The sequence below is a fragment of the Streptomyces sp. NPDC096079 genome, from assembly GCF_040303145.1.
GTDB lineage: Bacteria > Actinomycetota > Actinomycetes > Streptomycetales > Streptomycetaceae > Streptomyces.
On sequence record NZ_JBEOST010000006.1, the window covers coordinates 218,763 to 240,101 of the forward strand.

At 73.0% G+C, this 21,339-nt stretch carries 21 protein-coding genes; 11 read left to right on the forward strand and 10 right to left on the reverse strand.

What is annotated here, in order from left to right:
• Both ABTY59_RS15325 and ABTY59_RS15330 read right to left on the reverse strand, forming a co-directional pair.
• Complete coding sequence (locus ABTY59_RS15325) at window positions 1–399, reverse strand: TOBE domain-containing protein (protein ID WP_352019410.1); 399 nt, start codon at window positions 397–399, stop codon at window positions 1–3.
• 43 nt (window positions 400–442) lie between these two features.
• Entirely contained in the window at window positions 443–985 is a 543-nt protein-coding gene (locus ABTY59_RS15330) for a hypothetical protein (protein WP_352019411.1), read from the reverse strand.
• Between the two features lie 206 nt (window positions 986–1,191).
• Between ABTY59_RS15330 and ABTY59_RS15335 the strand changes: the two genes are divergently transcribed.
• Window positions 1,192–3,537 (forward strand): hypothetical protein, encoded by a 2,346-nt coding sequence (locus ABTY59_RS15335; protein WP_352019412.1) that lies wholly within the window; start codon window positions 1,192–1,194, stop codon window positions 3,535–3,537.
• Window positions 3,538–3,601: 64 nt separating this feature from the next.
• On the opposite strand, the gene ABTY59_RS15340 is transcribed toward ABTY59_RS15335, so the two are convergent.
• Window positions 3,602–4,306: a TetR/AcrR family transcriptional regulator gene (locus ABTY59_RS15340; RefSeq protein WP_352019413.1), complete on the reverse strand. Its 705-nt coding sequence runs from the start codon at window positions 4,304–4,306 to the stop codon at window positions 3,602–3,604.
• Window positions 4,307–4,431: 125 nt separating this feature from the next.
• Here ABTY59_RS15340 and ABTY59_RS15345 point away from each other — a divergent pair, with 125 nt between their 5' ends.
• Window positions 4,432–5,661 (forward strand): saccharopine dehydrogenase family protein, encoded by a 1,230-nt coding sequence (locus ABTY59_RS15345; RefSeq protein WP_352019414.1) that lies wholly within the window; start codon window positions 4,432–4,434, stop codon window positions 5,659–5,661.
• Window positions 5,662–5,749: 88 nt separating this feature from the next.
• Here the strand turns inward: ABTY59_RS15345 and ABTY59_RS15350 are convergent, their stop codons facing one another.
• The 3 genes from ABTY59_RS15350 to ABTY59_RS15360 all read right to left on the reverse strand — a co-directional run bounded on the left by ABTY59_RS15350 (window position 5,750) and on the right by ABTY59_RS15360 (window position 8,985).
• The gene (locus ABTY59_RS15350; protein WP_352019415.1) at window positions 5,750–5,995 is read right to left on the reverse strand and encodes a hypothetical protein; all 246 of its coding nucleotides are present in this window, start codon (window positions 5,993–5,995) and stop codon (window positions 5,750–5,752) included.
• 59 nt (window positions 5,996–6,054) lie between these two features.
• On the reverse strand, window positions 6,055–8,148 hold the full coding sequence (locus ABTY59_RS15355; RefSeq protein WP_352019416.1) for a histidine kinase: 2,094 nt from the start codon (window positions 8,146–8,148) through the stop codon (window positions 6,055–6,057).
• Between the two features lie 159 nt (window positions 8,149–8,307).
• On the reverse strand, window positions 8,308–8,985 hold the full coding sequence (locus ABTY59_RS15360; RefSeq protein ID WP_352019417.1) for a response regulator: 678 nt from the start codon (window positions 8,983–8,985) through the stop codon (window positions 8,308–8,310).
• Between the two features lie 156 nt (window positions 8,986–9,141).
• On the opposite strand from ABTY59_RS15360, the gene ABTY59_RS15365 reads away from it, so the two are divergent.
• The 7 genes from ABTY59_RS15365 to ABTY59_RS15395 are packed head-to-tail and all read left to right on the forward strand — an operon-like array spanning window position 9,142 to window position 16,400.
• Window positions 9,142–10,329, forward strand: coding sequence for a 3-dehydroquinate synthase family protein (locus ABTY59_RS15365; RefSeq protein WP_352019418.1), 1,188 nt, complete (start codon window positions 9,142–9,144; stop codon window positions 10,327–10,329).
• A gap of 57 nt (window positions 10,330–10,386) precedes the next feature.
• Window positions 10,387–11,130: a 2OG-Fe dioxygenase family protein gene (locus ABTY59_RS15370; protein ID WP_352019419.1), complete on the forward strand. Its 744-nt coding sequence runs from the start codon at window positions 10,387–10,389 to the stop codon at window positions 11,128–11,130.
• A 13-nt stretch (window positions 11,131–11,143) separates the two neighbouring features.
• On the forward strand, window positions 11,144–12,073 hold the full coding sequence (gene yedA / locus ABTY59_RS15375; protein ID WP_352019420.1) for a drug/metabolite exporter YedA: 930 nt from the start codon (window positions 11,144–11,146) through the stop codon (window positions 12,071–12,073).
• Entirely contained in the window at window positions 12,045–12,626 is a 582-nt protein-coding gene (locus ABTY59_RS15380; protein WP_352019421.1) for a formyltransferase family protein, read from the forward strand. Before yedA ends, ABTY59_RS15380 begins: the two co-directional genes overlap by 29 nt.
• Window positions 12,623–13,825 (forward strand): argininosuccinate synthase, encoded by a 1,203-nt coding sequence (locus ABTY59_RS15385; RefSeq protein WP_352019422.1) that lies wholly within the window; start codon window positions 12,623–12,625, stop codon window positions 13,823–13,825. The genes ABTY59_RS15380 and ABTY59_RS15385 overlap by 4 nt, the downstream gene beginning before the upstream one ends.
• Entirely contained in the window at window positions 13,822–14,721 is a 900-nt protein-coding gene (gene ddaH, locus ABTY59_RS15390) for a dimethylargininase (RefSeq protein ID WP_403534961.1), read from the forward strand. Before ABTY59_RS15385 ends, ddaH begins: the two co-directional genes overlap by 4 nt.
• A 32-nt stretch (window positions 14,722–14,753) precedes the next feature.
• Window positions 14,754–16,400 carry a flavin monoamine oxidase family protein gene (locus ABTY59_RS15395; protein WP_352019424.1) on the forward strand — a complete coding sequence of 549 codons (1,647 nt, stop codon included), beginning with the start codon at window positions 14,754–14,756 and terminating at the stop codon, window positions 16,398–16,400.
• Window positions 16,401–16,494: 94 nt separating this feature from the next.
• Here the strand turns inward: ABTY59_RS15395 and ABTY59_RS15400 are convergent, their stop codons facing one another.
• From ABTY59_RS15400 to ABTY59_RS15415, 4 genes are all read right to left on the reverse strand, one after another.
• Complete coding sequence (locus tag ABTY59_RS15400; protein ID WP_352019425.1) at window positions 16,495–17,898, reverse strand: sulfatase family protein; 1,404 nt, start codon at window positions 17,896–17,898, stop codon at window positions 16,495–16,497.
• Window positions 17,899–18,024: 126 nt separating this feature from the next.
• Window positions 18,025–18,117: a putative leader peptide gene (locus tag ABTY59_RS15405; RefSeq protein ID WP_352019426.1), complete on the reverse strand. Its 93-nt coding sequence runs from the start codon at window positions 18,115–18,117 to the stop codon at window positions 18,025–18,027.
• A 138-nt stretch (window positions 18,118–18,255) separates the two neighbouring features.
• On the reverse strand, window positions 18,256–18,876 hold the full coding sequence (locus tag ABTY59_RS15410) for a phosphoribosylanthranilate isomerase (RefSeq protein ID WP_352019427.1): 621 nt from the start codon (window positions 18,874–18,876) through the stop codon (window positions 18,256–18,258).
• Window positions 18,877–18,916: 40 nt separating this feature from the next.
• Complete coding sequence (locus ABTY59_RS15415; protein ID WP_352019428.1) at window positions 18,917–19,780, reverse strand: helix-turn-helix transcriptional regulator; 864 nt, start codon at window positions 19,778–19,780, stop codon at window positions 18,917–18,919.
• 138 nt (window positions 19,781–19,918) lie between these two features.
• Between ABTY59_RS15415 and ABTY59_RS15420 the strand changes: the two genes are divergently transcribed.
• Entirely contained in the window at window positions 19,919–20,698 is a 780-nt protein-coding gene (locus ABTY59_RS15420; RefSeq protein WP_352019429.1) for an NAD(P)H-dependent oxidoreductase, read from the forward strand.
• A 141-nt stretch (window positions 20,699–20,839) separates the two neighbouring features.
• Window positions 20,840–21,337 (forward strand): carboxymuconolactone decarboxylase family protein, encoded by a 498-nt coding sequence (locus tag ABTY59_RS15425; protein WP_352019430.1) that lies wholly within the window; start codon window positions 20,840–20,842, stop codon window positions 21,335–21,337.
• Window positions 21,338–21,339: the final 2 nt, after the last annotated feature.

Sequence of the window (21,339 nt, forward strand, 5' to 3'; positions counted from 1 at the left end):
TCAGGGCAGGTCGACGTGCACGCTCGTCGACTTCACCCGGGCGGTGACCGTGACCCCCACCTCCAGGGCCAGTTCCTCCACGGCCTCGCGCGTCACCAGCGACACCAGGCGGTGCGGCCCGGACTGGACCTCGACCTGCGCGGCGACGTCGTCGACCCGTACCGCGGTGACGATCCCGACGAACGAGTTCCGCACGGAGGTCGGCACGTCGTCCTCGGGGACGGCGTGCAGCCCCGCCCCGCGCTCCGCCGCGAACCGGGCCAGCGCCACCCCGTCGATGAGGCGCTTCCCGGCCCCGTCGCGCTCCATGCCCAGCTTCCCCCCGTCCGCCCACCGGCGAACGGTCTCCGAACTCACTCCGAGCAGCTGCGCGGCCTGCCCAATGCTGTACGACGGCACACGGGCACTCTAGGCCACCCGCGCCCACCACGCGGGAGGGTGCTCACCCTCCGGCTTCGGCGTCCGGCGCGTAGTCGTCCAGTTCCGCGCGCAGGGAGCCCGGGGCCGGGTCGTCTCGGAGGAGGGCGAGGAAACCGCTGAGCGGGTGGTGCTGGGGGCGGGCGTCGTAGTCGATGCCCTCGGGGTCCCGGAACGCGGGCAGGAGCCGGAAGGGCACGATCACGTACGGGCGCTTCGACCAGGGGTGGGTGTCGGCGGGATCGGGATCCAGGCGCCAGCCCGTGCCGCGCGTCCGGTTGTGGACCTCGCCCACGTACCAGCAGGCGACCTGGACCAGTGGGGTGTGCTCACGGGCGAACAGCTCGTCGACGGACGTGAGGTGGGCGCGGATCAGCTCCTCCACGCGGTCGAGGGAGCCCTCGCCGAAGTCCCATCCCCCGCCGTGGGCCCGGCCCCACTCCTCGAAGCCGGACCGCTGCTCCGCCAGCCAGGCCGACAGGCGCGGATTGTCGGCGTGCGCCGCGTCGACGCGTTCCGCGACGGCGTGCTCGTCGGCACCCTCATCATCCCAGATTTCCTCGCTCACGACAGTGAAGGGTACGCCCTGCATGTGACGGTAAGGATCCCGAATCTGCACCGGGTTGACACACGGCGAACCGCCGAAAGGTCATTGCGCCGGCAAAGCGCGGCCCTAGGATCGGAGCGCTTGCGCGGCGCCCACAAGAGCATCGGGGGCCCTGGCGCCGCGGCACAGCCGGACTCTGACCCGTGGGGCTCCCGGGGGAAAGCACTGTGAAGCCAGCTCGAATAGCACACCGCGGGCGTGCGCTCAGGAACGCACTGCTCGCGCTCGCCTGTGCCGCCGTCATCACCGTCACCGGCGGTCCTGTCGCCGGAGTCGCCGGAGTCACCGGCATCGCCGAAGCCGCGCCCGCGCCGCCGAAACTGAAGCCCGGCAAGCGCTGTGACGAGATGTACGGGGTGCGCAACGTCCCCACGGGCGGCCTGCCCCAGGGCGACGCCTCCCGTGCGGTGGACCGCTGGGACACGTACGAATACACCAACCCCGGCCTCCAGTTCGACGGCCTCAACCCCACCCAGGCCGAACTCGACGCCGCGGGCACCGACTACAAGAAGTACGACCACAGCGACCCGAGGCGCATCTACGCCCGGTTCAACGCGCAGAAGCGCTGGAAGAACTTCGGCGACTACCTCGCGAAGGTCTACATCCCGAACCAGGGCTACGACGCCCGGGGCAAGGCCTTCATGGGCAAGGTCGTCCGCGAGATGGGCCTGACCGGCCCGGACTGGATCTGCGAGAAGGAGTTCTACTTCACGGACCCCGACACCGGCGAACGCCACGTACGCCGTCTCGACGCCTACAACAAGCGCAGCCGGGAGATCGTCGAGGTCAAGTCCAACGGCAGCCCCGACGGGCGCGAGAAGCCCGCGGACCGGGCCTGGGCCAAGAACCAGGGCTGGCGCTCCTACAAGTACACGTACGTCTTCGCCGAGAACCAGACCCGCGACGCCAAGAACTTCATGAAGGAGCTCAAGGACACCGCGGGCAAGGACACGCTCGGCCGCGACCGGGTCCGGACCTACGACTACCAGTCCCACCACAAGGGCGTGGCCCCCAAGGGCACCGAGAACGGACCGTACCGCGCGAACGGCACCACGATGTCGCCCGGCAACGGCACCTCCACCGGATCCCGGGGCTCCGGCAACCAGGTGATCAACCAGTCCCCGCCCAACCCGGCGACGCTCAAGGAGCAGCTCGACCGGCTCGGCAGGACGGGCCAGCGGTCCCTGATGAACCGGGGCCTCGGCGGCATCGACTTCACCACCCTCGACCTGCGCTACATCGGCCGGGCCAAGAGCGGCAAGGGCCTCGACTACGCCTTCTCGGCCAAGTCGGTGGCGGACGAGTACGCGGCCGGATGGGGCGGACAGGAGAAGGGCAACCTGATCTCCGACGCCTTCTTCACCTGGCTCGCCCTGGACCCGTCCACCTTCTGGGTGAACCTCAACCCGGACGAGCCGAACCGCATCATCGACGCCGACTTCGGCAGGACCGACGCCGGCCGGGTGCTCCTGGAGGCGGACCTGGAGCTCAAGCACGACATCTTCAAGGCCATGGACCCGGAGACCGAGGCCGGCCGTGACTTCATGAACGCCCTCCCGAAGCGCGACGGCTTCCCCTGCTGGGCCGGCTTCCGCTACTGGATCGAGCCCGAGACCGCGGTCGTGCGCGAGCAGGACGGCGGCATCCACATCCTCGACACCCCGCTGAAGCTGTCCACGGTCCCGCAGGAGACCCACACCCAGCCGCCCGGCGGGAAGGGCTGCGACCTCACCGAGGCGGAGACCCAGCAGTCCGACCGCGTCCTCGACCGCTACATCACGCCCCTCGTCGCCGAGAAGGTCAACAACGGCGACTACTACGCCGACCTGCGCCGCGTCTACACCGCCCGCGTCGCCGCGGAGTGGGTGCGTCAGAACGCCGCCGACATGCCCGCCGAGTACCGGAAGATCATCAACAGCAACGACGTGCGGCGCTGGCCGCTGCGCGCCCCCCACCAGGACTGGACCGGCAAGCAGGTCTGGGACCGCTACTACAAGGCCTTCACCGAAGGCACCTTCAAGTACCAGTGGTCCAACGGCGAGGACGTGTACGTCTACACCGTGGGCGGCGTCGACTTCTCCAAGCAGCCCAAGACCAACATGAACCCGGTGCGCTTCCGCACCGAACAGCGCTACAAGCCCCGCACGGTCGGCTTCGCGGTCGACACGATCGCCGACGACCCCCACAAGGAGGGCTACCTGATGTTCGGCGGCAACAGCGCCGGACACTCCGACGCGGGCACCCCCACCCCCACGCCGACCGGCACCGGCGAGCCGACGCCGAGTCCGACCGGCACCGGGAAGCCCACGCCGTCACCGACGGACACGGCCCCGACCGCGGGACCGTCGACCGGGGCCACCACCCCGCCCGGCCCGAAGGACCCCGACGGCGACCTCGCCGACACCGGCAGCAGCACGCCCGTCGGCCTGATCGGCGGCATCGCCGCCGCCGCGATCGCCGTGGGCGGCGCACTCGTCTGGTGGCTCCGCCGCCGGGCGGCGGCCAGGAGCTGACCGGCACCCGATCCACGGAACGGCAGAGGCCCGGGGCACGCACCACGCCCCGGGCCCCTCGCGTTCACCCCGTCGCCGCCAGCCGCGCCTCCGCCCCCTCCAGGAGCATGTCCAGGACCGCCGGATAGGCGCTGTCGTTCATCCGGTCCGCCAGCAGCCCCGCCGTGGCCGCGATGTGCGGATGGGTCGCGGCGGGCAGCCGCGCGTACGTCGAGGTCCACATCTCCTCGTCCGCCTCCCGGACCTCGTCCTTGACGGCCAGCGCGCCCGCGTCCAGCGCGGCGAAGGCCAGCGCCAGGTCGATGAAGGCGTGGTACGTGCCGACCGCGTCCGCGTCGCCGAAGCCCGCGCCCCGTAGGATGCCGAGGATCCTCTCGTCGACCTCGATCTCCCGGGGCCGTCCCGTGACGCGGCTGGCGGTCAGCAGCGCCGCCTGCGGATGGGCGAGGTACGAGGCGTGGATCGCGAGGCCCAGCGACCGCAGGTCCGCCCGCCACGCCCCGGTCGCCGTCCAGCTGTCCAGGGCCCGCCCCATCAGCTCCTCGCCGATGGCCCGGGTCAGGCCGTCCAGGCCGGCGAAATACCGGTAGACCGTGCTCGGGTCGGCACCGAGGGCCGCGCCGAGCCGGCGCGCGGTCAGCCCGGCGCTCCCGTGCTCGCGCAGCATCCGCAGCGCCGTCTCCACTATCAGCCCCTCGGACAGCACGGTGCCCTGCCGCGTCGGCCGCCGCCTGCGCCGCTCCGCCTCGGGAACCACTTTCTTCGGCACCGCGCCACCGCCCCGTCACCCTTGCGTCCCTTATGCCAACGCCGTAGACCTTAACCGTCGTGGTCGTGTTCCATCGAGACGTCCCCGGGCGTCCGCCCGGCGGACTCGAGGATTGGGTGTGTGACATGCGTGTACTTCTCGTGGGTGCGGGCGGCGTCGGAACCGCCGTCACCCGTATCGCGGCCCGCCGTGACTTCCTGACCCACATGGTCGTCGCCGACTACGACCCGGCCCGCGCGGAGGCCGCCGTGGCCGCGCTCGACGACCCGGAGGGCCGGTTCGTCGCCCGCCGCGTCGACGCCTCCGACGAGGCCGCCGTCCGCCGGCTCCTCGTCGAGGAGGGCTGTGACGTCCTGCTGAACGCGACCGACCCCCGGTTCGTGATGCCGCTGTTCCAGGCCGCCCTCGCCGCGGGCACCCACTACGTCGACATGGCCATGTCGCTGTCCGTGCCCCATCCCACCGCCCCCTACGAGGAGTGCGGGGTCAAGCTCGGCGACGAGCAGTTCGCCCTGGCCGGAGCCTGGGAGGAGGCGGGCCGCCTCGCGCTGGTCGGCATGGGCGTCGAGCCCGGCCTCTCGGACGTGTTCGCCCGCTACGCCGCCGAGGAACTCTTCGACGAGATCGAGGAGATCGGCGTCCGCGACGGCGCGAACCTCACCGTCGAGGGCTACGACTTCGCCCCGTCCTTCAGCATCTGGACCACCATCGAGGAGTGCCTCAACCCGCCCGTCGTCTACGAGAAGGACCGCGGCTGGTTCACCACGGCCCCCTTCAGCGAGCCGGAGGTCTTCGACTTCCCCGACGGCATCGGCCCGGTGGAGTGCGTGAACGTCGAGCACGAGGAGGTCCTCCTCATGCCGCGCTGGGTCGACGCGCGCCGGGTGACGTTCAAGTACGGCCTCGGTGACGACTTCATCGCCAAGCTGAAGACCCTCCGTGACCTGGGCCTCGACTCCACCGCCAAGGTCACCGTCCCCGGCGCGGACGGACCGGTCCAGGTCTCGCCCCGCGACGTGGTCGCCGCCTGCCTGCCCGACCCGGCCACCCTCGGCGACCGCATGAAGGGCAAGACCTGCGCGGGCACCTGGGTCAAGGGGACCAAGGAAGGCGCGCCGCGCGAGGTGTACCTGTACCACGTCGTCGACAACGAGTGGACGATGCGCGAGTACGGCTCCCAGGCCGTGGTCTGGCAGACCGCCCTCAACCCCGTGATCGCCCTGGAGCTGATCGCCGCCGGCACCTGGAAGGGGAGCGGCGTCCTCGGCCCCGAGGCACTGCCGCCGCGCCCCTTCCTCGACCTCCTCGGCGCGTACGGCTCCCCGTGGGGGCTGCGCGAGGAGCCCCGGCGCTGACCCGGTCGGCCGCACGGATCCCGCCCGGCCCGAACCCCTGACGCGGAAGGCCCCGGCCCTGAGGGGGCCGGGGCCGGGAACGCGGCGGTCACGCGGGCGTTCCGCCGGAGGGGAAGCGGCGCTCCTCGCCGTCGGCGCCGGGGGTGCCGCCGCCCGGGAACCGGGCCGCCTCGGTCGCCGTGGGCGTACCCCCTCCCGGGAAGCGGGCCGCCTCGGTGACGGTCGGGGTGCCGCCTCCCGGGAACTTCCGGAAGGCCGCGACGACGGTCGCGATCAGGGCGGGCACGGCGAGCACCTTCGCCGTCGTGCGGAGAGCGGACTTGGCCTGGGGCATGTCGGTCCTCCAGGTGGGGGGAGCGGCCGGGCGGGCCGTACGGACATACCTCAGTCTGCTCACGGGACTGTCCCAGGCGCCTGAACCTCAGGTCCCACCTGTGTCCCGGCTTTCCCGCAGGGCATGACCGCCCGGACGAGCGTGCCCGCGCCCGTGTCGACCAGCTCGAAGGAGCCGCCCAGCTCCTCCGCCCGCTCGGCCATCGAGCAGAGTCCGACGCCCTCGCCGCGCTCGGCCGGGATGCCGTCCCCGTTGTCGCGGATCTCGACGGTGACCGCCTCGCCGGCCAGGACCACCGTGGCCTCGGCCCGGTCGGCGTGCGCGTGCCGGACCGTGTTGTTGAGCGCCTCGGCCGCGATGCGGTAGACGGCGACCTCCACCGCCGCGGGCAGCCGGGGGAAGGGCTCGGGGCACAGCCCCACCGTGATCCGCACCGTGCGCCCGAGCTGCTCGGCGAGCCGCTCGAGCGCGCGCGGCAGATCCGCGGTGTCGAGGGCGGCCGGGGCCAGGCCGACGGTGATCCTGCGGAGTTCGTCGATGGCCCGGCCGATGCCCTCGGACACGGCGGTCAGCGACCGCAGCGCCTTGGGCTCGGCCGGTATGGCCGACCTGACCGCGTCGACCTGGAGCCGCAGCCCCGAGAGCGCGGGACCGAGACCGTCGTGGAGGTCGTGCCGGAGGCGCCGCCGCTCCTCCTCCCGGGCCAGCACGATCTGCTCGCGGCTCGTCTGCAGCTCCTCGTAGAGCCGCAGCGAGGCGACGGCCGGGGCGCTGTGGTCGGCGAGCAGGCGGACGGCCTCCCGGTCCTGGTGGTCGAGGGCGAGTTCGCCGTGGCGCGGTGGGACCAGGAGGTGGCCGATGACGTCCCCCTGGTAGACGAGCGGGAACTCCTCCTGCCCGCTGCCGGGGTCGCCCTTGCGGGCCAGTTCGCGCGGCCCGTGCCGGGTGCTGATGACCAGGAGGGCCCCGGGGAGCCGGAGCGTGTGGACCACGGTGTCGCACAGCAGCCGCGGCATGTCGCCGGGGTCGAGGGCGTGCCCGAGCCGGTCGGCGAGCTGGCGCACCGCCTGGTAGGGCTGGGCCCGCTCACCGTAGTAGTAGCGGTCCACCAGCCGGGCGGCCCAGCGGGAGGTGGGGCGCAGCAGGACGCCCACGAGCAGGGCGGCGGAGGCGATCAGCGCGGACTTCGGGGTGGTGGTGCCGGGCGCGAAGTACGAGAGGACGAAGCCGCCGCCCACGTACGCCATGAACAGCACGAACGTGAGGACGAAGCTGGTCAGGATCCGCCGTCCCGCCCGGTCGAGGGCCCAGGTCCGCTCCCGCGCGTGGAGGTAGCCGAGCGTCGCGGGCCAGGCCGCCGCCGCGACGTAGAACGCGATGACGGTGAACCCCTCGGGGGCGTCCGCGAACCGCTGCACGTACAGCACGGTGATCCACAGCCCGTACGGGATCACGAGCACCGCGTACGTCCGCTCCCGCTTCGGCGTGCGGGGCCAACGCACGGCCATGATCAGCACGGACAGCGCGACGAGGGCCGGCGGCACCCACAGGGTGGCGGTGTCCATCCACGGGGTGAGCAGGTCCTCCGCCCAGGTCCGGACGCCGCTGGTGAGCGAGGTGGGCCGTCCGTAGAACACGAAGCCGGGGTGGGCGAAGGCGTGGAACTGCTGGAGGGCGCTCCACACCGCCACCGCCGCCACGTAGGCGCGGCCCCAGCGGGCCGGCAGCTGCCCGCCGGGCAGCCACAGGGGGAGCGGGAAGATGACGACGCCGAGGAGGGTGTACGCGAAGAGGGCGAAGAGCAGCACGGCCGTGAAGGCCCCGGGGCCGACCCCGGCGACCACCGCCACCAGGGAGAGCGTCTGGGCCAGGGTCAGGGCGCAGCCGGCCGCGAGGAGCAGCCGTCCGAGGGCCTGGGCGGAGCGCCGGGCCGCGAACACCATGCCGGTGAGGGCGAGCCCCAGGCCCAGCAGGACGTGGTCGGCGGACAGGTGGAGCCGTACGTGCTGGAGCGCGGGATCGTGCAGTCCGGTGAGGGTGACGCCGGCCCAGACGACGCCGGCGAGCATGGTGAGGACGCACACCGCGTAGGCGGGCACCAGCTCCGGCCTCAGCCGGGGGGCGTCCCGGGCCTCTCCACGGCCTGCGCGCATATCGGCCTCCTCACCGGCTCGGCGATGTTTCCCAGGGTGGTGCGCCCGCGGTCCCGGGCGCATGAGCCAGGTGTCCCGACCTGCCCCCATCCGGGGTGCGGCGCGGGTCCCGGCCGTCCGTCACCTCGGGAGCGCACCGGCCTTCCTCCCGGGTCCGGCTCAGGCCCCGGACGGGTCCTCGCCCAGGCCGGCGTCGCGGGCGCGGGCCACGGCCTCGGCGCGCGAGGTCACCTGGAGCTTCTCGAAGACGTGCGTGATGTGGTTGCGCACGGTCTTCTCGGACAGGACGAGTTCACGGGCGATGCGCCGGTTGTCGTGGCCCCGGGCGATCAGTTCGAGCACCTCGACCTCGCGGGAGGTCAGCGTCGGGAACAGCTGCTCGGCGTCCCGCTGCCGGCTGCCCGAGAGCAGCGGGGAGAGCCGGGCCGCGATCTCGGAGCCGATGACCGCGCCACCGGCGGCGACCGTGCGCAGCGCGTGCAGGACCTCGTCCGAGCCCGCGCCCTTGACGACGTAGCCGCGCGCGCCCGCCTGGAGCGCGGCGAGCAGGCTCGCGTCGTCGTCGGACATCGTGAGGATGAGCACCGGCAGCCCGGCATGGGCCTCGGCGAGCCGCCGGGTGGCCTCGATGCCCGAGATGTCGGGAAGGGAGAGATCCATGACGACCACGTCCGGCTGGTGCCGGTCGACGAACTCCGGTACCTCTCCGCCGGTCGTGGCCTCGGCGACGACGACGGCGCCGCCGCTGCTCTCCAGCGCGGCTTTCAGCCCTTCTCGGAAGAGCGGATGGTCATCGACGATCAGGACGCGGGGCACGGGCCGGTCTTCTTCGCGCACAACCCGACACTATCAGTAACAATCCGTTACGGATGGTAGTGATCGTGTCCTCCGGACGGGCGGGGCGTGAACAGGGCGACCGGCTCATGCCCTTGGGAGCGGGGCCCCCGGATCGTGGCGAGGGAGATCCCCCCGACCTACGGAGCCCGATCCGTCATGTGCCCCACGACACCGGCCCCCACCCACGAGCCGGCCCTCGACCGCTCCCTCCAGGCCGGGCCCGTGCACGTGCCCGTCCGGGTGCGCCACGGGGCCGGCGCGACGACCGAACTGACCGCCGCCGTACGGCGGACCGGCGCCGACCGGACCGTCGTCCTCACCGAACCCACACTGCCCGCCGCCCACCTCGACCGCGTGCTGCCCCCGCTGGAGGCCGTCGGGCCCGTCGAGGTGCGCCCGCTGCCCTCCCCACCCCGGGACACGGCCAGGGGCCCCGTCGTCCCGGACGGCGCGGCGGTCGTGGCCCTCGGCGGCACCCGGGTCGTCAGGGCCGCCGACCGGCTCGCCCGCGCCGACGGCACACGGCCCCCGCTGCTGCGCCTCCCGACCACCCTGCGGGCCATGTCCGACGCGGCGCTCTCCGTCGCCGGCCTCGCCCGGCCGGGCAGCGGACCGCACCCCGCTCCCGTCCTGGTCCTGGAGCGGCTCGACTTCCTGGACACCCTCGACCCCGGCGCCCTCCGCGCCGGGGTCTGCGCCGTCGTCCGAGACGTCCTCGCGGCCGTCCCCGGCTCGTACGACCAGGTGGCCGGACGCCTCCGGAGCGACGGGCGCTACGCACCCGGGACCCTCGCCGGCTTCCTCTCCCTGTGCGTCGAGGTCCGCGCCGCTCTGCTGGCCTACGACCCGCTGGAGACCGGCCCCGCGACGGTCCTCCACTACGGCCGCGCACTCGCCCGCGCCCTGCGCGCGACCGCCCGGCCCGGAACGCTGCCCCACGGCGCCGACGTGCTCCTCGGACTGCTCGTCGCCGCGCGCGCCGCCCGCCTCTCCGGGCTCCTGGACGCCTCCGGCGAACAGGCCCACACCGAACTGGTGGAACGGGCCGGCGGACCCCGCTCCCTGCCCGAGGGAACCACCGCCGACGACGTGCTCGCCGCCCTCGTGCGCGGCTCCTCCGGGCACCGCCCGCCGCGCCAGCGCACCGCCGGGACCGGCCCCGTACGCCTGGTCCTCCTCGACGGCCTGGGCGCACCGCACCGGGAGCGGGGCCGCGTGCTCACCCCCGTGGCGGCCGACATCCTGCGCGCCGCCCTCCAGGCCTTCACACCGGGACAGGGACCGGGACCGGGACAGGACCGAGCCCTCATGACCTTGGGGCGCCAGGCCCCCGAGAGTCGATGACAGAACACGCCCCCCGGTCGGATCCGGGGAGCCGAACCCGAGGACTGGAGAACCGACATGCCCAGGATCACCTGGTCGAACCCGACCACCGGAGGGCTCCGCCACCGGGGCTACGCCCTCGTCCGCGGCGCCGACCTCGCCGTCGACCCCGCCGCCCGAGCAGCCCGGCCCACCCTCGCCGACGAATGGAACCGTCTCGAACCCGACCGCTACCTCAAGGACGGAGCCGCGTTCCGGGAGCGCCGCTACGCCCGCTTCCGGTACCTGCCGCGCACCCGGGCCGTCCAACTCCTCGCCCACCAGCCGTACTTCCAGTCGACCGACGCCAACCGCTACGCGGGCGGCATCCACCGCGAGGTCGCCCCGATCACCCGGGCCTCCCTCGGCAACCTGCTCCTGGGCGAGCTCATCCGCTTCGACTTCTCCCAGTTCCCCGTCGACGAGGAGGCGCTCGACCACCCCTGGGAGGTCGCCTGCCACCAGTTCCGCACCCGCGCCACCGCGCGGGAGGCCGGCGAACCCACTCCGGAGGGCGTCCACCGGGACGAGATCGACTTCGGCGCCATCCACCTGATGGACCGCGCCAACACGCGCGGCGGCGACTCCCGCGTCCACAGCGAATCCGGAGACGTGATCGCCGAGTTCCGGCTCGAAGACCCCCTCGACACGATGTTCTGGTCCGACCGCGACGTGCTGCACTCCGTCTCGCCCACCGCCCCGGTGGACCCCCGCAGGCCCGCCACCCGGGACATCCTCATCCTCGGCTTCACCTGCTCGCCCGGACTCCGCGCGAGCGACTGAAAGGGACGCGGCCGTGACAACGCACACCCGGGAGACCCGGTCCACCCCGTCCACCCTCACCCCGACGGTGATCCTCTGCCTCGTCGCCGTCTACATCGTCTGGGGATCCACCTACCTCGCCATCGACTACACCCTGGACACCATGCCGCCGCTGCTCATGACCGGCACCCGCTTCCTCGCGGGCGGCATCGTCCTCGCGGTGTTCCTGCTGGCCCGGGCCCACCGGCTGCCGACCCGCCGGCAGTGGCTCAACTGCGCCCTCGTCGGCGGACTCATGCAGGGCGGCTGCGTCGGCGGCATCGCCATCGCCGAGCGGACCCTCTCCAGCGGCCTCGCCTCGGTCGGCATCGCCACCGTCCCCGTCTGGACCGTCCTGATGGCCGGCGTCGCCACCCGCCGCTGGCCCAACCGCCTGGAGGTGTACGGCATCTCGCTCGGCCTCGCCGGGGTCGTGCTGCTCGCGCTCGACGGAGGGCTCGGCGGCGGCGCCAAGGGCTCGGTCGTCATCGTCGCCGCCGCGATCAGCTGGTCCCTCGGCTCCGTCCTCAGCCAGCACCTCGACCTGCCGCGCGGACCGATGGCCTACGCCGGGGAGATGCTCGCCGGCGGCACGCTGGTCACCCTCGCCGGCCTCCTCGCCGGGGAGCGCGTCGAGCACGTGCCGGACACCGCCGCCCTGTGGGCCTGGGCCTACCTCGTCGTCTTCGGATCGCTGCTCGCCTACAGCGCGTACATGTACCTGCTGACCGCGGTCCGTACCTCCCTCGCCACCAGCTACACCCTGGTCACCCCCGCCGTGGCCGTGCTGCTCGGTGCCTGGATCCTCTCCGAGCGCGTCACCGTCCTGACCGTGCTCGCCGTGGCGGCCGTCCTCCTCGCCGTCCGGTTCATCTTCCAAGGAAGGAAGCTCCACGATGCCCACGACACCGGCGAACGCGCGTGAGGTCCTCTTCATCGGGGACACCTCCCACTGGAGCCGGCTCGCCGCCTCCCATCTGCGCGACGTCTTCGGCCACGTCTCCCTGGTCCTGTGGGACCACGGCGACCCCCCGCCCCGCCTCCACGAGACCTGGCACGGCGACCACATCTTCTGCTTCAAGGCCGACCTCCTCCTGAAGCCCGAGACCCTCGCCAGGGCCGCCGTGAGCGCCCTCAACTTCCACCCGGCCACACCCCGCTTCCGCGGCGTCGGAGGCTACGACTTCGTCCTCCTCGAAGGCGGAACGGAGTTCGGCGCCACCAGCCACCACATCGTGCCGCGCGTCGACGCCGGACCGATCGTCAAGGTCCACCGCTTCCCCATCGCCCCCGGCGAGACCGCGGCCTCGCTCAGCGCCCGCACCGCCGCCCACTGCCTGGTCCTCTTCTACGAGGTGATCGGAATGATCGCGCAAGGACGCGAACTCCCCGTATCCGACGAACAGTGGGGGGAACGGCTCTACACCCGCGCCATGCTCCGAAAGCTCCACGCGACGACCCCGAGGAGGCCGTCATGAAGATCGTCCTCGCCTATTCGGGCGGACTCGACACCTCCCTGGCGCTCGCCTGGCTCCAGCGGACCTACGACGCCGAGGTCATCGCCTTCTGCGCCGACCTCGGACAGAGCGAGGACCTCGCGGAGGTCCGCTCCCGCGCCGAACACAACGGCGCCGCCAAGGTGTACGTCGAGGACCTGCGGCACGAGTTCCTCACCCGCTACGCCTTCCGCGCCCTGCGCGCCGACGCCGTCTACGAGGGCAAGTACTTCATGGCCGCCTCGCTCAGCCGGCCCCTCATCGCCGAGCGCCTGGTGGAGATCGCCCGCGCGGAGGGAGCCCAGGCCGTCGCCCACGGCGCCACCGGCAAGGGCAACGACCAGGTCCGCTTCTACGCCGGCATCACCGCCCTCGACCCGGCGACGCGCATCATCTCGCCCGTCCTGGAATGGGACCTGACCACACGCTCCGCCCAGATGGCGTTCGCCCGCGAACACGGTGTCCGGACCCCCGCGTTCAAGACCAGCCCGTACAGCCGCGACACCAACCTGTGGGGCAGCAGCGTCGAATGCGGCCCCCTCGACGACATCAGCCTCGCCCCGCCCGAGGAGGTCTACACGGCGACCGTGCCGCCCGAGTCCGCCCCCGACCGGCCCGAACTCGTCCGCGTCACCTTCGAGAAGGGCATCCCCACCCACCTCGACGGCGAGGCACTGGGCCCGGTCCAGCTCGTCGAGCAGCTCGCCGTCCGCGCCGGACGGCACGGCGTCGGCCGCATCGACATCATGGAGAACCGCCTGGTCGGCCTCAAGGTCCGGGGCGTCTACGAGAGCCCCGCCGCCACGGTCCTCTACGAGGCGCACCGGGAACTGGAGAACCTGGTCCTCGAACGCGACCTGTTCCAGCACAAGGCCGACCTCGGCCGCCGCTACGCCCAGCTCGTGTACGACGCCAAGTGGTTCACCGGGCTGCGCACCTCACTCGACGCGTTCTTCGAGCACGTCCAGGAGCACGTCTCCGGCACGGTGACGGTGAAGCTCCACAAGGGCTCGGCCACCACGGTCAGCCGCTCCTCCCCGCACTCGCTGTACCACCCGGACTACGCCTCCTACGAGGCCGACAACGGCTACGACCAGCGGGCGGGCGAAGGATTCTCCTACGTCTGGTCGATGCCCGCCCGCGTGGCGGGCCTGCGCCGAGGAGGCGCGTCATGGACATGAACCCCACCCCGCTGAAGGCCCCCCGAACGGAGCGCCGCGCCCTGGCCGAGCGCGTGCCGGCGAGCCGCCGGGCACCGAGGACCGCCACCGCACGCCGGTTCCTGATGTGCCGGCCCACGCACTTCGACGTCACCTACGCCATCAACCCGTGGATGAGGCCGGAGCAGGGCGCCGACCCCGAACGCGCCCTGCGGCAGTGGACCGCGCTGCGCGACCTTTACCGCCGGCTCGGCCACACCGTCCAGGAGATCGACCCCGACCCGCGGCTGCCCGACATGGTCTTCGCGGCGAACGGCGCCACCGTCATCGACGGCCGTGTGCTGGGCGCCCGCTTCCGCCATCCGGAGCGGGCCGCGGAAGGACCGGCGTACCTCTCCTGGTTCGCCGAGCGGGCAGCCGAACACGGATACGGGGCCGTCCGCGCCGCGCGGTTCGTCAACGAGGGCGAGGGCGACTACCTGCTCGCGGGCCGCACGATCCTGGCCGGAAGCGGCTTCCGTACGGAACCCCGGGCACACGAGGAGGCCGAGGAGTTCTTCGGTCTCCCGGTCGTCACCCTCACCCTGGTGGACCCCGCCTACTACCACCTGGACACCGCCCTGAGCGTGCTCTCCGACACCGAGGTCATGTACTACCCGCCGGCGTTCTCGGAGGGGAGCCGCGCGCTCCTGGAGACCCTGTACCCCGACGCGGTCCTCGCCGGGCCCGAGGACGCGGCGGCCTTCGGGCTCAACGCGCTCTCGGACGGCCGGCACGTGCTGCTGCCCTCGGGCGCGACCCGGCTCGCCGGGCGGCTCGCGGCACGCGGCTTCGAGCCGATCGGGGTCGACCTGTCCGAGCTCCTCAAGGCCGGCGGCAGCGTCAAGTGCTGCACCTTGGAGCTGCGACCGGGGTGAGCACCCCCGAACACCGAGAGAAGAGGAACGACATGCCCACCGACAGCGACCACGGGCCCCTCCCCGAGGAACCCACCGCACGCGCGCTCCACGCCGCCATGACCGGGGCCGCCGGCCCCGGGGCCACCGGCTGGATCGGCCCGCCCCGGCTCCCCGAGCCCCTGCGGCCGGGCGAGAAGGTGCTGATCCTCGGCGCCGGAGTCGCCGGCCTGACGGCGGCGTACGAACTGGGCAGGCTCGGCTACGCCTGCACCGTCCTGGAGGCCACCGGGCGGATCGGCGGCCGCAGCCGCACGGTGCGCCGCGGGGACGAGCTGTACGAACTGGACGACCGGACCGGAGCCCCCGTCCGCACCCACACCTGCGCGTTCGACGAGGGCCTCTACCTCAACATCGGCCCGGGCCGCATCCCGTACCACCACCGCCGGGTGCTCTCGTACTGCCGGGACTTCCGGGTCGCACTGGAGCCGTACGTCATGGAGACCACGGCGAACCTGGTCCGTCCGCCGCACCGCGCCGAGGCCCTCCCGAACCGCCGGGTCGCGCACGACATCCGCGGCCACCTCGCGGCGCGGCTCGTGGAGACGCTGACCACGGACGACGCCTTCACCCGCGAACTGCGCGACCTGCTGCGGATCTTCGGAGCGCTCGACGAGGACGGCAAGTACTCCGTGGCCCAGCGCTCCGGCTACCGGCACGACCCGACGACGGGCGAACCCTTCCCGGTCCCGGCATCCCCGCTGACCTTCGAGGAGCTTGTCGCGTCCGGGTTCTGGAAGACCCGCTTCCACCAGCCGCTGGACCACCCGTGGCAGGCGACCATGTTCCAGCCCGTCGGCGGCATGGACCGGATCGTGGAGGCCCTCGCCCGGCAGGCCCGCCTCGCGGGCGCGGAGATCGTGCTCGGCGCCGAGGTGACCGACATCGCCCTCACGGCGGGCACCGACCCGCCCCGCGCCCGGATCACCTACCGCAAGGACGGGCGCGACCTCCGGGCCGAGGCGCGCCACTGCGTGAGCAGCATCCCCGTCCCGGTGCTGCGGGGCGTCGGCCGCAGCGGATTCTCGCCGGGCTTCGAATCCGCCCTCCGGGTGGTCGAGTTCGAGAAGACCTGCAAGGCGGGCTGGCAGGCCGAGCGGCGCTTCTGGGAGGACGACGGCGCATGCGTCTACGGAGGCATCAGCTGGACCTCCCACCCCATCACGCAGATCTGGTACCCGTCCACGGGCTACTTCTCCGCCAAGGGCACCCTCACCGGCGCCTACAACTTCGGCGCGGACGCCGCCCGCTTCGGCGACCTGCCCGCCGGCGAACGGCTCGACCTGGCCCGAGCCGGGGCCGCCGAACTCCACCCCGAGTTCGCCGACGACAGCGTCGTCCCCCAGGACAAGGGCATCACCATCGCCTGGCACAAGGTCCCCCACCAGCTCGGCGGCTGGCCCGAATGGGACCCCGGCCGGGAGGAGCACCACACGGCCTACCGGCAGCTGCTCCAGCCCGAGGGCGGTGACGTCTTCCACGTCGCCGGCGACCAGATCTCCCCGCTGCCGGGCTGGCAGGAGGGGGCCATGATGTCGGCCCAGTACGTCACCCAGCAGATCCTGGGCGTCATGCCCCGCACGGTGGCGGAGGTGGTCACGGTCCCGGACTCCGTCGCCCTCACCCAGGGACTCGTCTGACCACCCACCGGGGGGACCCGTGCGCCACGGGTCCCCCCGGTGGGTGGGTTCCGGGGGCCCGGCGCACGGGTCCCCGGGTCCCGGCGTACAAGGCTCAGTACCGCAGCAGCCCCGCGTCGATCCGCTCCCAGGCGGAGCGCAGTTCGGCCAGTCGGGCCTGCTCGAACGGGGCCCGGTCCGCCTGCTCGCGGGTGTCCTCCGACAGATGGAAGAGCTGGTCCCGGCCGGACTTGCCCCGGTAGTACTTCCAGTCGCCGCGCCGCAGGGCCCGCTCGCCGCGCACCCGCCAGAACAGGTCCCGCTCGGGCACCTCGGCGCCGCGCAGCAGGTGTCCGGCGATGCTGGTGCCGTCGAGGGGGTACGCCGGGTGGGGGCGGGCCCCGGCGAGTTCCAGCAGGGTCGCCGTCCAGTCGGGCGAGAACACGGGCAGGTCGCTGACCTGGCCGCCGTCGATCCGGGCGGGCCAGCGCAGGATCGAGGGGACGCGGATGCCGCCCTCCTGGAGGGAGCCCTTGTTGCCGGCGAGCGGCCAGTTGTAGGAGAAGCGCTCGCCGCCGTTGTCGCTGGCGAAGAAGACGAGGGTGTCCTGCTCCTGGCCGGAGCGCTTCAGCGCCTTGAGGACCTGCCCGATCGAGCGGTCGAGGTCCTCCACCATCTCCCGGTACTTCTCCACGGAACCGCCGTCCTGGTGCCAGAGGGCGGAGCGGTCACCGGCCTTGATGCGGCGTACGATCTCGTCGCTCGCCTCCTTGTCTCCGTCGGCGATCCAGGGCCAGTGCGGAGTGGTGAAGTTCAGGTTGAGCAGCCACGGCCCGTCGTGGCCGCGGGCGACGTAGTCGCTCGCCCGCTCGGTGAGGATCCGGGTGTAGTAGCGCAGGTCCCTGTACGTGGCGTCGCCCTCGTAGAGGTCGTACTCGCCGCCGAGGCCCAGCTTGGAGTAGTACTCCAGGGCTCCGCCGAAGTTCCCGAAGAACTCGTCCCAGCCGGACCTGGTGGGGGAGTAGTCGGGGAGGTAGCCGCAGTGCCACTTGCCGATGAGCGCGGTCGCGTAGCCGGAGTCCCGCAGCAGCGAGGCCAGCGTGGGATGGGTGGGGTCGAGACCGACGGACGTGTCGGCGATCGGCTCGGCGAGGCCGCCCTTCGTGCGGCCCGGGTAGCGGCCGGTGTAGAGGCTGAAACGGGTGGGGGAGCAGGTCGCGGAGCCCGAGTAGGCGTCCGTGAAGCGGACGCCCTCGCGGGCGAGCCGGTCCAGGTGCGGCGTGCGGATGTGCGGGGCGCCGTACGAGGAGAGGTCGGCCCAGCCGAGGTCGTCGCCGAGGATGAAGAGGATGTTGGGCCGTCGGGAGTGACGGCGGGGGTGCGCGGCGCGGAACGGACGCTCCTGCGCGTCGGTCGCGGGGGCCGCCTGCGCGGCGGGCGCGGCGGCGCCGAGGGCGGCCGCGGCGGCGGCACCGGCGGCGACCCCGCCGAGGGTGCGGCGGGACAGGGGCGTGGACATACGGGACTCCAGAAAGGGACGTGCGGACGTTCGGGCATGCCTCCGGGGTCCTGCGGGCGGGGGACGGCGCCGCGGGCGGGGCGGGCGGAGGAGCGCGGAGGAGCGGCGGGTGAGCGGGACCGGCCGTCAGGCGCAGCGACAGACCGCGCCGGCGACGCGGACGAGGTCCACGTGGCGGCGCCGGACGAGGGTGACCGAGCGGTCACGCGGTGGCTGCATGAGGCAGGAGTCTCGCCGGGGCGCGAGGGCGCGTCAACGGCGTACCCCCTGGTCGACGCGCGTAGTTCGCATGATCGACATGCCGGGGCAACGAAGGGCCCGCCCCTGGAAGCGGCCCGGTTCCTCGGGCTCCTGAGGTCAGACCCCGCGGGGGACGGCCCGCTGGGCGGCGGCGACGAAGGTACGGATCAGATCGTGGTCCTTGACGCCAGGCGCGGACTCGACACCGCTGGAGACGTCGACGCCCCACGGGCGGGCCTTCTCGATCGCCTCGGCCACGTTGTGCGGGGCGAGCCCGCCGGCGAGCAGCCACGCGCCCTCGGGGCGGGCCGCCTCCAGCAGCGACAGGTCCCACGTCTCGCCGGAACCCGCGCGCGGCGAGTCGAGGAGGAGCACCTCCTCGCCGTAGGCCCCCACACGCGTGTCGGGCCGGTCGCTCAGGGACGTGGCCCGCCACAGCCGGGGGAAGACCCCGGCCGCCGCCGCGAAATCCGCCTCGCCGTACGCGGTGCCGTGCAGTTGCAGCGCGCCGAAGCCGAGCTCACCGGCGATGCGCGCGGCCTCGGCGGCGGGGGTGTCGTTGACCACGAGGACGGACAGGACGCCCGACGGAACGTGCGCGGCGAGCCGCACCGCCCGGTCCCGGTCGAGCCCGCGCACACTGGTGCCGCTGATCACCAGCCCGACCGCGTCCGCACCGGCGGCGACCGCCACATCGATGTCGGCTTCCGTCCCGAGCCCGCACACCTTGACGAACACGTGTCTCTCCTCTGCTGACCCCTGACGCGGCAGGCCGAGCCTACCGACCCCCGCGGTCGCCGACGGCACCCGCGTCGGCCCGCGGGGCGGTCACCGTGTGCTCCGCGCCCAGCGCCGCGAGCAGCCGCAGGCCGTCCTCCGCGGGACTGCCCGGCGGAGCGGACAGCACCAGCAGTTCCAGGCCCGGATCGTCGGGCAGCGCGAAGTTCTCCTGGTGCAGTTCGAGGAGCCCCACCAGCGGATGCCGGTACGCCCTGCGGCCATGGGTACGGGCGCGGACGTCCGCGCGCGCCCACAGCCGGCGGAAGCGGTCGCTGCCCATCGACAGCTCCCCGATGAGCGAGGCCAGACGGGGGTCGTCGGGATACTTCCCGGCCGCCAGGCGCAGATGCCCCACGCCGTCGCGGGTGCACGACTCCCAGTCCGCGTACAGCCCGCGCTCGGCCTCCTCCAGGAAGATGTGCCGCGCCGTGTTCAGACCCGGGATCGGCCGCCCGTACAGGAGCCGGGCGAGACGGTTGCCCGCCAGGACGTCCATGCGGTGACTCATGATCAGCGCGGGTGCGTCCGTGACCAGGTCGAGCATCCGCAGCAGCTCCGGGCGGAGCCGCCCGCCCGCCGCCTTCGCGGCACGCCGGCGCTGCCGGGCGAGCCGGTACAGGTGCCCGCGTTCCGTCTCGTCGAGGCCGAGGACGCGGGCCAGCGCGTCGAGGACCTGCTCCGAGGGCTGCGTCGCCCGGCCCTGCTCCAGCCGCACGTAGTAGTCGACGCTCACGCCGGACAGGTGCGCGACCTCCTCACGACGCAGCCCCGCGACCCGGCGCCGGCTGTCCGTCGGGATGCCGACCGCCACCGGGTCCACCCGGGCGCGCCGGGTCCGCAGAAAGCCCGCAAGATCGTCCATCCCCCCAGTATCGCCGCCACGGCGCCCGCGAAGGTGGCCCTGCGAATACCAGGAAGCCCGGACCGACGGAAACGGCGCCCCTGAACAACCGCCGCGACGGCGCGCAGGATCGGGGGCATCCGATCCGAAGGAGTCCCCGTGAAGACGCTCATCGTCCACGCCCACCCCGAGCCGAAGTCGCTCAACAGCGCGCTCAAGGACCTCGCCGTGTCCACCCTCGAAACCGCCGGACACGAGGTGCGGGTCAGCGATCTGTACGCGATGGGGTGGAAGGCGGTCGTGGACGCCGAGGACTACGGCCCCGCCGCCTCCAGCCCCCTGAAGGTCGCCCGCGACTCGGGCCGCGCCTTCGAGACCGGAACGCTCACCCCGGACGTCCTGGCCGAGCAGGAGAAGCTGCTGTGGGCCGACACGGTCGTCTTCCAGTTCCCGCTGTGGTGGTACTCGATGCCCGCGATCCTCAAGGGCTGGGTGGACCGCGTCTTCACGTACCGCTTCGCCTACGGGGTCGGCGAGCACAGCGACACCCGGTACGGGGAGCGCTTCGGCGAGGGCACCCTCGCGGGCAGGCGGGCCCTGCTGTCCGTCACGGCCGGCGGCCCGGAGTCCCACTACGCCGCCCGCGGGATCAACGGCCCCATCGACGACCTGTTGTTCCCGATCCACCACGGCATCCTCTACTACCCCGGCCTGGACGTCCTGCCGCCGTTCGTCCTGTACGGCACCGACCGCATGACGGACGACGACTACGCGAACGTCGCCCGGGCATGGGAACAGCGCCTGCTCACCCTGGAGTCGACCGAACCGATCGCCTTCCGCCGGCAGAACTTCGGCGACTACGAGATCCCCTCCCTGCACCTGAGGAAGGGCCTGGAACCGACGGGCCGCACGGGCTTCGGCCTGCACGTCCGCGACTGACCCCTCCCGCACGCGCCCGGCGGTCCGGCGGAAGTCGTCCCTCGTTCCCCGTCACATTCCCTCCGGCCGCTCCGTCAGTGCTGTGAAGACGCCGGCGAGCGAGCCGGCGGCACCCGCCGACGGAAGACGAAGGATCCCGCCATGACGAACGACACCGCCGTATCGATCTCCCGCATGCCGAACCCGGGCGCGTACGTCCCCGAGCTGGCCGACGTCAGCGCCGCGCTGTTCCGGGCCACCGGAAACCGGTCCGTGCCCCGGACGACGATCAGCCTGGTGCACCTGCGGGCGGGCCAGATCGTCCACAACACCTACCTGACCGTCCTGAACACCGGTTTCCTCCGCAAGGCGGGGGAGACCGAGGAGCGGATCACCGCGGTCTCCTCCTGGCAGGACGCCCCCTATTTCACCCCCGCCGAGCGCGCGGCCCTCGCGCTCGTCGAGGCGACCCTCCAGCCCGCACCGCACGGCCGTGAGCGCGTCACCGACGCGGTGTACGCGGAGGCGGCACGGCACTACGACGAGAAGGCGCTCGCCACCCTGACGATCGCGATCGGCCAGATCAACTTCTTCATCGCCCTGGCCGTGATCGGCAAGCCCCAGCCCGTCGAGTCCCTCGCCGACCAGCAGTGGGACTGACC